The sequence below is a fragment of the Rhizobium sp. CRRU65 genome (assembly GCF_048551595.1).
GTDB lineage: Bacteria > Pseudomonadota > Alphaproteobacteria > Rhizobiales > Rhizobiaceae > Rhizobium > Rhizobium leguminosarum_J.
In genome coordinates, this window is the sequence record NZ_JBLYZH010000004.1 from 306,087 (window position 1) to 317,714 (window position 11,628).

Annotated in this window: 12 protein-coding genes; 9 read left to right on the forward strand and 3 right to left on the reverse strand. The window is 60.6% G+C overall.

The features are described 5' to 3' along the window. The first annotated feature begins 181 nt into the window (after positions 1-181). Positions 182-2,320, forward strand: a complete 2,139-nt coding sequence (locus tag ACM5SV_RS10500) for a sodium-translocating pyrophosphatase (RefSeq protein WP_012756898.1) — start codon at positions 182-184, stop codon at positions 2,318-2,320. Positions 2,321-2,416: 96 nt separating this feature from the next. Here ACM5SV_RS10500 and ACM5SV_RS10505 read toward each other — a convergent pair whose 3' ends face one another. After that, complete coding sequence (locus ACM5SV_RS10505; RefSeq protein WP_012756899.1) at positions 2,417-2,950, reverse strand: outer membrane protein assembly factor BamE; 534 nt, start codon at positions 2,948-2,950, stop codon at positions 2,417-2,419. A gap of 138 nt (positions 2,951-3,088) precedes the next feature. On the opposite strand from ACM5SV_RS10505, the gene ACM5SV_RS10510 reads away from it, so the two are divergent. The 6 genes from ACM5SV_RS10510 to ACM5SV_RS10535 all read left to right on the forward strand — a co-directional run bounded on the left by ACM5SV_RS10510 (position 3,089) and on the right by ACM5SV_RS10535 (position 7,568). Next, entirely contained in the window at positions 3,089-3,730 is a 642-nt protein-coding gene (locus ACM5SV_RS10510; protein ID WP_017993574.1) for a ubiquinol-cytochrome C chaperone family protein, read from the forward strand. An 11-nt stretch (positions 3,731-3,741) separates the two neighbouring features. Continuing rightward, the gene (locus ACM5SV_RS10515) at positions 3,742-4,296 is read left to right on the forward strand and encodes a YceD family protein (protein WP_012756901.1); all 555 of its coding nucleotides are present in this window, start codon (positions 3,742-3,744) and stop codon (positions 4,294-4,296) included. 98 nt (positions 4,297-4,394) lie between these two features. Then, positions 4,395-5,441, forward strand: a complete 1,047-nt coding sequence (gene plsX, locus ACM5SV_RS10520) for a phosphate acyltransferase PlsX (RefSeq protein WP_012756902.1) — start codon at positions 4,395-4,397, stop codon at positions 5,439-5,441. 20 nt (positions 5,442-5,461) lie between these two features. Then, positions 5,462-6,433: a beta-ketoacyl-ACP synthase III gene (locus ACM5SV_RS10525; protein WP_026157310.1), complete on the forward strand. Its 972-nt coding sequence runs from the start codon at positions 5,462-5,464 to the stop codon at positions 6,431-6,433. Positions 6,434-6,538: 105 nt separating this feature from the next. Next, positions 6,539-6,877: an integration host factor subunit alpha gene (locus ACM5SV_RS10530; RefSeq protein WP_003558352.1), complete on the forward strand. Its 339-nt coding sequence runs from the start codon at positions 6,539-6,541 to the stop codon at positions 6,875-6,877. A 151-nt stretch (positions 6,878-7,028) separates the two neighbouring features. Further along, the gene (locus ACM5SV_RS10535) at positions 7,029-7,568 is read left to right on the forward strand and encodes a MerR family transcriptional regulator (protein WP_012756904.1); all 540 of its coding nucleotides are present in this window, start codon (positions 7,029-7,031) and stop codon (positions 7,566-7,568) included. A 9-nt stretch (positions 7,569-7,577) separates the two neighbouring features. Here the strand turns inward: ACM5SV_RS10535 and ACM5SV_RS10540 are convergent, their stop codons facing one another. Continuing rightward, complete coding sequence (locus ACM5SV_RS10540) at positions 7,578-7,925, reverse strand: response regulator (RefSeq protein WP_222014296.1); 348 nt, start codon at positions 7,923-7,925, stop codon at positions 7,578-7,580. 373 nt (positions 7,926-8,298) lie between these two features. Between ACM5SV_RS10540 and ACM5SV_RS10545 the strand changes: the two genes are divergently transcribed. Beyond that, positions 8,299-9,945 carry an ATP-binding protein gene (locus ACM5SV_RS10545; RefSeq protein ID WP_222014295.1) on the forward strand — a complete coding sequence of 549 codons (1,647 nt, stop codon included), beginning with the start codon at positions 8,299-8,301 and terminating at the stop codon, positions 9,943-9,945. 39 nt (positions 9,946-9,984) lie between these two features. Here the strand turns inward: ACM5SV_RS10545 and ACM5SV_RS10550 are convergent, their stop codons facing one another. Then, positions 9,985-10,299 carry a DUF1236 domain-containing protein gene (locus tag ACM5SV_RS10550; protein ID WP_012756907.1) on the reverse strand — a complete coding sequence of 105 codons (315 nt, stop codon included), beginning with the start codon at positions 10,297-10,299 and terminating at the stop codon, positions 9,985-9,987. Between the two features lie 324 nt (positions 10,300-10,623). On the opposite strand from ACM5SV_RS10550, the gene bcsN reads away from it, so the two are divergent. Continuing rightward, complete coding sequence (bcsN, locus tag ACM5SV_RS10555) at positions 10,624-11,604, forward strand: cellulose biosynthesis protein BcsN (RefSeq protein ID WP_128405777.1); 981 nt, start codon at positions 10,624-10,626, stop codon at positions 11,602-11,604. The last annotated feature ends 24 nt before the right edge of the window (positions 11,605-11,628 follow it).

Sequence of the window (11,628 nt, forward strand, 5' to 3'; positions counted from 1 at the left end):
AATCCCCCTACGTCTTTCTTCGTACCGCAATGGTTTTCGCCCCTTGCGGTCTTGACGCCACGTGATCGACCACGCAATCTCCGCACCGCTTAGCTGTGGCATTTCTGTGGAGAGGAAGGCGATTCGGCGGCGTATCTGCCGGAGAAGGAGTGATCTCCGGCCTATGGGAGGAAAGAGCGAAATGACGATTCTTTTATGCGTAATCGCATGCGGTCTGCTCTCGGTGGTTTATGCCGCCTGGGCAACCCGGTCGGTGCTTGCCGCCGATCAGGGCAATAGCCGCATGCAGGAGATCGCGGGCTATATCCGCGAAGGCGCTCAAGCCTATCTGACGCGCCAGTACAGAACCATTGCCATTGTCGGCGTTGTTGTTTTCATTTTAGCTTGGCTGCTTCTTTCCGGCGAGGCCGCGATCGGCTTCCTGATTGGCGCCGTGCTTTCCGGTGCTGCTGGTTTCATCGGCATGCACGTCTCCGTCCGCGCCAATGTGCGCACCGCCCAGGCGGCTTCCGTCAGCCTTTCCGCCGGCCTCGACATCGCCTTCAAGTCGGGTGCGATCACCGGCATGCTGGTGGCTGGCCTGGCCCTGCTCGGCGTCTCCATCTACTATACGGTATTGACCATCGGGCTCGGCCATGAGAGCGGCTCGCGCGAAGTCATCGATGCGCTGGTGGCGCTCGGCTTCGGCGCGTCGCTGATCTCGATCTTCGCCCGTCTCGGCGGCGGCATCTTCACCAAGGGCGCCGATGTCGGCGGCGATCTGGTCGGCAAGGTCGAAGCCGGCATTCCCGAAGACGATCCGCGCAACCCGGCAACGATTGCCGATAACGTCGGCGACAATGTCGGCGACTGCGCCGGCATGGCCGCCGACCTTTTCGAGACCTATGCGGTCTCTGTCGTCGCCACCATGGTTCTCGCCGCGATCTTCTTTGCCGGCGCGCCGATCCTCCAGTCGGCGATGGTCTATCCGCTGGCGATCTGCGGTGCCTGCATCATCACCTCGATCATCGGCACTTTTTTCGTCAAACTCGGCTCGAACGGCTCGATCATGGGCGCTCTCTACAAGGGCTTGATCGTAACCGGGCTGCTGTCGATCGTCGGCCTTGGTGCTGCCACCTCGCTCACCATTGGCTGGGGATCGATCGGTTCCGTCGGAGGCGCCGATATATCCGGCACGCACCTCTTCCTCTGCGGCATCGTCGGCCTTGTCGTCACTGCGCTGATCGTGGTGATCACCGAATACTACACCGGCACCGGCAAGCGTCCGGTCAATTCGATCGCCCAGGCCTCGGTCACCGGTCACGGCACCAACGTCATCCAGGGCCTGGCCGTTTCGCTGGAATCGACGGCCTTGCCTGCCATCGTCATCGTTGGTGGCATTCTTGCCACCTATCAGCTCGGCGGCCTGTTCGGCACCGGCATTGCGGTCACGGCCATGCTCGGCATCGCCGGAATGATCGTCGCGCTCGACGCGTTCGGACCGGTAACGGACAATGCCGGCGGTATCGCCGAAATGGCGCATCTGCCGCCGGAGGTGCGCAAATCCACCGATGCGCTTGATGCCGTCGGCAATACGACCAAAGCCGTCACCAAGGGCTACGCCATCGGTTCTGCCGGTCTCGGCGCTCTGGTTCTCTTCGCGGCCTACTCTTACGACCTCAAATATTTTGCGGCGAATGGCGACAAGTTCCCATATTTTGCCGGCATCGGCGAAATTTCCTTCGATCTTTCCAACCCTTACGTGGTGGCGGGATTGATCTTTGGAGGTCTCATTCCCTACCTCTTCGGTGGCATCGCCATGACCGCCGTCGGCCGTGCAGCCGGCGCGATCGTCGAGGAAGTCCGCCGTCAGTTCAAGGAAAAGCCCGGCATCATGCAGGGCACGGAAAAGCCGGATTACGGCAGGGCGGTCGACATTCTGACTAAGGCCGCCATCCGTGAGATGATCGTGCCGTCGCTGCTGCCGGTGCTGGCGCCGATCGTCGTCTATTTCGGCGTGCTTCTCATCTCCGGCTCCAAGGCCTCCGCCTTTGCCGCCCTCGGCGCATCGCTGCTAGGCGTCATTATCAACGGCCTCTTCGTCGCCATCTCGATGACATCAGGCGGCGGCGCCTGGGACAACGCCAAGAAGAGCTTCGAAGACGGTTTCGTCGACAAGGACGGCGTGCGTCACATGAAGGGTTCGGATGCGCACAAGGCCTCCGTCACCGGCGATACCGTCGGCGATCCCTACAAGGATACCGCCGGCCCCGCCGTCAACCCGGCGATCAAGATCACCAACATCGTCGCGCTGCTGCTGCTCGCCGTTCTCGCCGGATAAACAACGCCGCCGGCTTGGCACAATTCAAGCCGACACAGCGACCATAAAAAAACCCGCCGGAGCGATCCGGCGGGTTTTCGTATGAGGCGTGTCCGATCAGCGCAGGCTGCTTGGGTTCTGCGGCGTGCCGCCGGCGCCGCCGCCGAACAGGCTGCGGGCAGCACTCGCGGCGCTGCCGCCGGAAAGCATCTGTTGCAGGAAGGTGAGTTCCTTGCCGCCGGTCGGCGTGACGCGTCCGATCGTGTCGAACACCTTGCCGTCCTGCAGCGCATAGTTGGCGCGGCGGCTGACGACGCCGTCCTTGTCGAAATAGATCGCCAGAACGCTCTGATCGACGACCTTCAGTTTCTGGAAGGCGACCGCACGCGTGCGCCGCTGCGAGATGTAGTAGAAGACTTCGCCGTCGAAGGTCGCCGTCGTCGACGGGGTGCCGAGCGAAAGCAGCACCTGCTCGCGGCTGGAGCCTTCCGGAACGAGGTTCAGCGACTGCTGGTCGGCGACGTAGCCGCCGTTGAGAACGGTGCTGGTCTGGCAACCGGAGAGAGCGGTAGTGGAGGCAATTATGAGGGCAATGGCCGCATTGCTGAAGAATTTCATGTCAGACTTGAAATACCGTTTCTTCAACGACATCTACTCCCTGTGAGTGTCGATAGCAGCCATTCTGGGCCTTGCACGCTTTACCTCCTGCAAAACCATTGTGGCCATTCCGGGTCGAATGTCCCGAATTCGCTTCGCTGACGCGTCGAAGGCGTCGTCCCGAAACTGGCCATGAACGGCATTGCAATTCGCGCCTGCTTCGGTAAACCAGCTTTCGAAATCATGCAACAAGGCCAAACGCCAGCCGGCATGAAGAATGAGGCATTTCCGGAAAAAACAATGATCCTCGGGCTCTTCCGCAAGAAAAACAACAATCAAGCGATCGTCGACAGGCAATATGCGGCGTTGGCGGCGGCCGCGCGCATGCCGGAACTCTACGAGCGCCTCAATGTGCCGGATACGGTCATGGGCCGTTTCGAGATGCTGTCGATTGCCATGATTCTGTTTTTTCGCCGCACCCGTGCTTCCGCCACCAGCGGCCAGGAGATCGCCCAGGAGATCGTCGACGCTTTCTTCCAGGATATCGACTATTCGATCCGGGAACTCGGCATCGGCGACAACAGCGTGCCGAAGCGCATGAAGAAGCTCGCCGGCATGTTTTACGGCCGGCTCGAAGCCTATTCGAAGGCGATGGACACAGGCGATGCCGAAGCCCTCGCTCTTGCCCTTCAGCGCAATATCTACCCCGAAACCTCGGCGCCGGCCGATATGTCCGGTCTCGCCGGATGGATGATGGTTGCAGAATCGCATCTGTCCGCCGCGGCCGAAGAGGTAATCGCCACCGGTTCGGCAACGCTCCCGCCGGTCAGCTGAAGGAGGAAACGATGCAGAATGATCGGGACGGTGTTCCCTTCTCCTATCACGTCAAGGTCGGCCATATCTCGGCCAACCCCGTCGAGGTCCATGTCGAAGCCGACGCCAGCGAACTGAAGGCGTTGGCCCGGACCTGGAATGTCGTCTCCGTCGACGATCTCAGCGCCGATCTGCAGATTGCCCGCTGGAAGCGCGACGGCGTGCGCATCAAGGGCCGGGTGAAGGCGAAGATCGTCCAGTCCTGCGTCGTGACGCTGGAACCGGTCGAATCCGCCATCGACGAGAGCTTCGAGCAGATCTTCGTGCCGGAGGGCTCCAAGCTTGCCCGTCAGGCCGGCAACGACGCCGGCGAGATGCTGCTCGATCCAGACGGTCCCGATCTGCCCGAAAACTTTGTCGGCGATACGATCGACGCCGGCGAGGTGGTTGCCGAATTCGCCGCGCTCGCGATCGATCCCTATCCGCGCAAGCAGGGTATCGAATTCTCCGGCCACGTCGAAGACAGCGGCGAGGACGACAAAAAGCCTTCCGCTTTCGCAGCTCTCAAGGACTGGAAAAAGGACTGAAGCCCCTCTGGCATTTGACACAATTCAGTTGTAAGCGACGCCAAAACCGGTATTTTGGCCGAAATTTCGCCCTCGGCGAAAAGAAGGATCAGGGACGCGTGATCAGAATATCTCTCGACCTCATGGGTGGCGACTTTGGTCCCCAGGTTGTCATCCCCGGCGCCGCCAAGGCGTTGGATCGGCATCCGGATATTTCCTTCGTTCTCTACGGTCTCAAGGAACAGTGCGATCCGGTTCTCGCCAAATTTCCGAAACTCAAGGAAAAATCGATCTTTCACGACTGCGAGCTTGCCGTCGCCATGGATGAGAAGCCGAGCCAGGCGCTGCGCCGAGGCCGCTACATCTCCACCATGTGGCGCTCGATCGAGGCGGTGAAGACGGGGGAGGCCGATGTCGCGGTCTCGGCCGGCAATACCGGCGCACTGATGGCGATGGCGAAATTCTGTCTGCGCACGATGGCCAATATCGAGCGTCCGGCGATTGCCGCGATCTGGCCGACGCTGAAGGGTGAGAGCATCGTGCTCGATGTCGGCGCGACGATCGGCGCCGATGCGCAGCAGCTGATGGATTTTGCCCTGATGGGCGGCGCCATGGCGCGCGCGCTTTTCGAAGTCGAACGTCCGACGGTTGGCCTTCTCAACGTCGGCGTCGAGGAGATGAAAGGCCAGGAGGAGGTCAAGGAGGCAGGCCGGCTGTTGCGCGAGGCAAACATCGACTCGCTCGAATATTCCGGCTTCGTCGAGGGCAACGACCTTGGCAAGGGTACGGTCGACGTCGTCGTCACCGAAGGATTCTCCGGCAACATCGCGCTCAAGACCGCCGAAGGCACCGCCAAGCAGATCGGCGAATATCTGCGGGCCGCCATGTCGCGCACGCTGCTCGCCCGTATCGGCTACCTCTTCGCCAAAAGCGCCTTCGACATGCTTCGCGAGAAGCTCGATCCGAGCAAGGTCAATGGCGGCGTGTTTCTCGGCCTGAACGGCATCGTCATCAAGAGCCATGGCGGGGCGAATGCCGAAGGCATCGCAGCCGCCATCGAAGTCGGCTACGACATGGCCAAGAACGGCCTCAATCAGAAAATAGAAAACGATCTTAAGAAATATCATGCCAAGCGGCTGCCCCCGATGGGCCCGGAAGCGGCATGAGCGATGGGGTTCAATCAAAGATGATCCGTTCAGTGGTTCGCGGGTTCGGAGCCGCACTTCCGAAGCGCGTGATGACCAATCGTGACATGGAGGCCATCGTCGACACATCCGACGAATGGATCGTCCAGCGCACCGGCATCCGCCAGCGTTATGTCGCCGGCGATGACGAAACGACGGCGTCGCTCGGCGAGGCCGCCGCACGCGCAGCGCTTGCCAATGGCGGCCTGACACCTGCCGATATCGATCTTGTCATCTGTGCCACCTCGACGCCGGACAACACGTTTCCGGCCACGTCGGTCAACATCCAGAACCGGCTCGGCATGAGTCACGGCTTCGCCTTCGACGTCCAGGCCGTCTGCACCGGTTTCGTCTATGCGGTGACGACCGCGGATGCCTATATCCGCGGCGGGCTGGCAAAGCGCGTTCTCGTCATCGGCGCCGAAACTTTTTCGCGCATTCTCGACTGGAACGACCGTACCACCTGCGTGCTTTTCGGCGACGGCGCCGGCGCGATCATACTCGAAGCGACCGAAGGCAAGGGAACCGTTAGCGATCGCGGCGTGCTGACCGCGCATTTGCGTTCCGACGGCTCGCACAAGGAAAAGCTCTATGTCGATGGCGGACCGTCGACCACCGGCACTGTCGGCAAGCTGCGCATGGAAGGTCGCGAGGTCTTCAAATACGCCGTCGGCATGATCACCGATGTCATTCAGGCGGCTTTCGATTCGACCGGCACCACTGCCGATGACCTCGACTGGCTGGTGCCGCACCAGGCCAATCGCCGCATTATCGACGGTTCGGCGAAAAAGCTGAACATCGATGCCGCGAAGGTGGTCATCACCGTCGACCTGCACGGCAATACGTCGGCCGCCTCGATCCCGTTGGCACTTGCGACCGCTGCCGGCGACGGCCGCATCAAGAAGGGCGACCTGGTGATGCTCGAAGCGATGGGTGGCGGCTTTACCTGGGGTGCGGTTCTGCTGCGCTGGTAGGCACGAATCCTAAAAAACTGGCGGCGAACAAGAGCTTGACCGTAAGGCGCAAGACAAATACTCTTCGTGCGATTTCACAAAATATTTTGTATGGGCGGGGAAACCATGACCGGAAAAACAGTGACGCGAGCAGACCTGGCGGAATCCGTTTTCCGAAAGGTTGGGCTTTCCCGGACCGAATCTGCGGAACTGGTCGAAACCGTCATCGACGAGATCTGCAACGCCATCGTGCGTGGTGAAACCGTCAAGCTTTCCTCCTTCGCCACCTTCCAGGTGCGCGACAAGAACGAACGAATCGGCCGCAACCCGAAGACCGGCGAGGAGGTTCCGATTTCCCCCCGCCGGGTCATGACCTTCAAGGCATCGAACGTGCTGAAGACGCGCATCCTCAAGTCGCATGTTGCTCGCAAGATCAAGCTGAAGCCGCAGAATCCGGCTCCCTGATAATTGGCTTCCCGTTTCGGAAACGGCTTTTTTTCTCCCTCGCACTCTCCATCCTTGTGCGCAACGTCAAGACATGACTTGAATTGTCGGCGCCAAACCGTTGAAATATGATGAGTCGCCGTAGGATCGAGCCGCGAGGTCGCGTAACAGCATGACGTTGGACAAGAGCCCCGATGCCTTTCGCACCATCAGCGAAGTCGCAGACGATCTTGATCTGCCGCAGCATGTGCTGCGCTTCTGGGAGACGCGTTTTCCCCAGATAAAGCCGATGAAGCGCGGCGGCGGCCGTCGCTACTATCGGCCGGAAGATGTCGACCTCCTCAAGGGCATCCGGCATTTGCTCTATGATCACGGCTATACGATCAAGGGTGTGCAGAAGCTTCTGAAGACCAACGGCAACAAGTTCGTCATATCGGTCGGTCATGGCGACCTCGCCAGCGTCGAGGCGCTAGCGTCGGGCGTGCAGGACACGGGTGCTGGGGAACCGCGCGTCGGCTTGGCCGACGAAGACCAGATCGTCGGCCGCGCCAAGCCGCCGATCACCCGCCGGTTCTTCAATTTCGTCGCCGGAGACGACGAGCAGGAAGTCTCGATCGGCAAATCGAGCGTTGGCAAGGAAGACAGGGCGCTGCTGCAGGAGGCGCTCTATGACCTCCTGGAATGCAAGCGTCTGCTCGATCAGGTGCGCTGAACAGGAACGTCAGGCTTTGGTAAGCCGCTTCATCGCCTGTTCGAGTTCGCTGAGCTGGAAGGGTTTTTGCAGCACAGGCAGCGTGCTTGGGCTGCTGCCTTCAGGTGCGGTACCGTATCCCGTCGCATAGAGATAGGGTTTTCCGCGTTCATCGAGCAGCTTTGCGACCGGCAGCGAACTCTGCCCTGCAAGCGAAACGTCGAGAATTGCAGCGTCGAACTCCGTATCCCTGGCGGTTGTCAGCGCCCGTTCCAGATCGGGCGCGCTCGCGCACACCCGGTAGCCCAGATCGACGAGCATGTCCTCGAGCAGCATGGCAATCAGCGTGTCGTCTTCGACGATGAATATGTCTTTCATGATCCGGTTCACCCATTGCCCCCTTGCTAAAGCATGTCGCGCAAATTGTGAGCGGTTTTGCGATAACGACATGCCTAAAAACAAAGACCTAAAGCGCAAGGAGCGAATCTGAAAGATTGCGACACGCTTAGGCATGGAGGTTTATGTGGACTGCTTGCACGGCTCGTCAAGACGCCGTGGTCGGCAGTGCGAGAAACAGCATATTGCCGGTTGAAATTCGATGTGCAAAAGCTGGATGCCGTCTTTGCAACGGCTCCCGCATAATTCCTTAAATCGGAATCGATTTATGGAAAAAATTATGCAGCAATTCAAAGTGTTGCAGCGTCTTTTGCGGCTTTCGAAAGACGCGCGGCGCTGTAAGAAGGGGTGTCGGATGGATTTGCTGAGTGCCACGGATTGGCTGCGTCACAGGCCGGGTTATACATATCCGCTGGCCATTGCCTTCGTTGGCCTGACGTTTCTTCTGAGGCTTGCCGCCAGCGACTCTCTCTCCGGATTTCCCTTCCTGAGCTTCCTTCCGGCGATATTGCTCGCGAGTTTCATAGGCGGCGCCGGGCCGGGCTTTGTCGCGACATTGGTTGCCGGTTTCATTGTCCAGCAGTTTTTCGTCGAGCCGCATAATGTTTTCTGGCCGGCCAGCGCCGGCCAATGGGTCGGCCTTTCCACCTATCTTATCAATGCCGTGATCATCGTTGGCCTGATGGAGATGATCATCATCGCCCATGGCAGGCAAAGCCGCCTTCGCAGTGAACTGAACAGCTTCAACACGCGCCTCGAACAGACAGTGGTCCAGCGCACTGCCGAGCTCAGGCACGAGATGGAAGAGAATGCTGCCGCTCAGGCGCAGGTCCGCCAGTTGCAGAAGATGGAGACGATCGGCCAGCTGACCGGCGGCGTCGCCCATGATTTCAACAACATGCTGGCAATCATCATCGGCAATCTCGATCTCGCCCAGCGGCGCCTGACCGGCAGCGAGGATCCTCGCCTGCCATACTCCATCCAGAATGCCAGAGACGGGGCGCAGAGAGCGGCGGTGCTGACTGCGCGTCTTCTCGCCTTCTCGCGCCAGCAGCCGCTCGCCCCTGAGATGATCGACCTCAACAAGCTAGTCGGCGGCATGTCGGAGCTGCTGCGTCGCACGCTCGGCGAGCACATTCGGATCGAGACTGTGCTTGCCGGCGGCCTTTGGCCGAGCTTTGCCGATTTGAGCCAGCTCGAGAATGCCATCCTGAACCTTGCCGTCAACGCTCGCGATGCCATGCCGGGCGGCGGAAATCTGACGATCGAGACCGCCAATACCGAACTCGACGAGCGATATTCGCGCATGCATTCGGAGGTCGAGGCAGGCCAATATGTGATGATCAGCATCACCGACACCGGCACCGGCATGTCGCCGGAAGTGATCGAACGAGCCTTCGACCCGTTCTACACGACCAAAGGACCCGGTAAAGGCACCGGTCTCGGCCTCAGCCAAGTTTACGGCTACGTCAAGCAGAGCGGCGGCCACATCAAGATCTATTCAGAGATCGACAGGGGCACGACGTTGAAGATCTATCTTCCCCGTCTTGTCGGCGCGGCGGACGCCCGGTTGAATGTCGCCGGCGCCCAGCCGCTTCCTCAGGGCAGCGTCAAAGATACGATCCTGGTGGTGGAGGACGATGAGAACGTCCGCACCATGACCGCCGAAAGCCTGCATGAACTCGGTTACACCGTATTGCAGGCGGCTAGCGGCATGGAAGCGCTTATGCTTCTGGAGCAAAATGCGGCAGTCGACCTGATCTTCACCGATATCGTCATGCCGCAGATGAGCGGACGCCAGCTTGCCGATATCGTCCGGGAAAAATGGCCGGCGATCCGGATCCTCTATACGACCGGCTACACCCGCAATGCCATCGTTCACAATGGGGTGCTCGATCACGGCGTTTCCCTGCTTGCCAAGCCCTTCAGCCTCGAGCAGCTCGCCCACAAGATCCGCGAACTTCTGAATGTACCGGCGAGGATGGAAGATGAGAGGACGTGAAGCCGAAATACGGCCGCACGTCCATAGTTCAAGATCGGGTTATTCCAGGACCTGGATGATGCGATGCGTCTTCGGCTCGACGATCACGCGTCGCTCGTTGACGACGGTATAACCGTAGCCGTCAATATCAGGCACGGTATGCACTTCGACGGTATCGGGCAGCGTCGTGCCGACCGCGATGTCGCCTTCATAGACGACGGAAGGTGTGTTTTGCTCCATCACATAGGTGCGCACCTCGCCGGGCAATACGACTGAGCCGGTCGGTGCGGGATCGGTGACGATGACGGTGCTCTGCGCGAAGGCGGCAGAGCTGATGGTCAGCATGGCGGCCGCAGCCAGCATGGTCTTGCGCATTGGATTTCTCCTTTTCCTACCTAAGACATCAAGGCAACGCTGGCCATGCGGCATAGTTCCCCGCGGCTTTTCGCAACAGCAGTGACAGACGCAATGAGAGCATTTAAGTTGTTACTAAATTAATTTTTGCATCATACGGTTGATCTGCCTGAACAGCGTTCGAAAAGAGCCCAGATGGTGATGTTAGAGCTCGCTTGTTTACTTTTCGCTAACCATGTTGGACGTTTATTCTGAACGGACGACCAACCGGTCGTTGATTCGACGATCCGTCGCGTTTCGGCTTGCGAATGGATCTCTAGAAAGACGATTGCGGCGGCTCGAGACATGCGCTTGCGGAAAACAATATTGCTGGTGGCCGTGGCGGGCATGATGGCCGGCTGCACATCGACAGGCGGTGTGCGCCAGCCTTCCGCGCCGGAAACCGTGGCGCCTGAAAAGGCGCTGGTCCTGCCGCCGCCGGGCGGCCCGTCGATCGTCAGCGTCGTCGAGCGCAAGCGCGGCAACGGCGTCGAGCAGACGATCTCGCTGTTTACCTCATCCTCCGTGCCCGGTCAGAATTCCCTGAAGGTCCAGTTCTTCGGCGCTTCCGGGGCCAATCCCGGCGCCGGCAATGCCGGCTTCAGCAAGATCAATGAGAGCGGCATTGCCCGCGAGGTGGCCCGTTCGGCCCCCGGCGTGCCGATGGCGACGTCGGCGACCTTCCTGCAGAACGCCTATGGCCCCTTCGGTTATGCCTCCGGCCGCAGCCGTGCCGGCGACACCTGCGTCTATGCCTGGCAGCAGATCCGCTCGAGCACCAACGCCAATACCCAGGCGCGTAATTTCGGCATGATCCAGCTGCGCCTGCGCCTTTGCGATGCGAGAGCGAGCGAGCGCCAGTTGCTCGGCATCGTCTATGGCTACACCGTCACCGGCACCTTCGACGGCGAGGTCTGGAACCCTTACGGCAATCCGCCGCCCGCCGACGTGGCGCTCGGGCGCACCGGCGCACCGATCTATCCCGACGAGGGCGGTTATCGCGCCAGCCCGATGCCGATCGGCTACGAGCCGGCGCCTGCCGTTGTCGGCCGGCCGCGGGCCGCTGCCGTTCGCAGCGCCTGGACCGCGCAACCAGCTCAAGGCGTCGCAGCGGTGCCGGCGCCTATCGGCCCGCGCGTGCCGCTGCCGGGAGAGGCGCCACTGACGAGCGCAAGGCCGGATGCGGCCGCCGCGCCAATCGAACAATCGGTAAGGGCGATCGGCGTCACCGTGCCTTCGCCGGACTGCATAGGCGACGCGGCCATGACGGCCGCCTGCCAGAGATAATGAGCATGCCCGCGGGCGCCAGAT

Coding starts and splice junctions, on each gene's coding strand:
- ACM5SV_RS10500 (WP_012756898.1), top strand. CDS start 182: ATGACGATTCTTTTATGCGTAATCGCATGCGGTCTGCTCTCGGTGGTT.
- ACM5SV_RS10505 (WP_012756899.1), bottom strand. CDS start 2,950: ATGTCGTTGAAGAAACGGTATTTCAAGTCTGACATGAAATTCTTCAGC.
- ACM5SV_RS10510 (WP_017993574.1), top strand. CDS start 3,089: ATGAACGGCATTGCAATTCGCGCCTGCTTCGGTAAACCAGCTTTCGAA.
- ACM5SV_RS10515 (WP_012756901.1), top strand. CDS start 3,742: ATGCAGAATGATCGGGACGGTGTTCCCTTCTCCTATCACGTCAAGGTC.
- ACM5SV_RS10525 (WP_026157310.1), top strand. CDS start 5,462: ATGATCCGTTCAGTGGTTCGCGGGTTCGGAGCCGCACTTCCGAAGCGC.
- ACM5SV_RS10530 (WP_003558352.1), top strand. CDS start 6,539: ATGACCGGAAAAACAGTGACGCGAGCAGACCTGGCGGAATCCGTTTTC.
- ACM5SV_RS10535 (WP_012756904.1), top strand. CDS start 7,029: ATGACGTTGGACAAGAGCCCCGATGCCTTTCGCACCATCAGCGAAGTC.
- ACM5SV_RS10540 (WP_222014296.1), bottom strand. CDS start 7,925: ATGAAAGACATATTCATCGTCGAAGACGACACGCTGATTGCCATGCTG.
- ACM5SV_RS10545 (WP_222014295.1), top strand. CDS start 8,299: ATGGATTTGCTGAGTGCCACGGATTGGCTGCGTCACAGGCCGGGTTAT.
- ACM5SV_RS10550 (WP_012756907.1), bottom strand. CDS start 10,299: ATGCGCAAGACCATGCTGGCTGCGGCCGCCATGCTGACCATCAGCTCT.
- bcsN (WP_128405777.1), top strand. CDS start 10,624: ATGCGCTTGCGGAAAACAATATTGCTGGTGGCCGTGGCGGGCATGATG.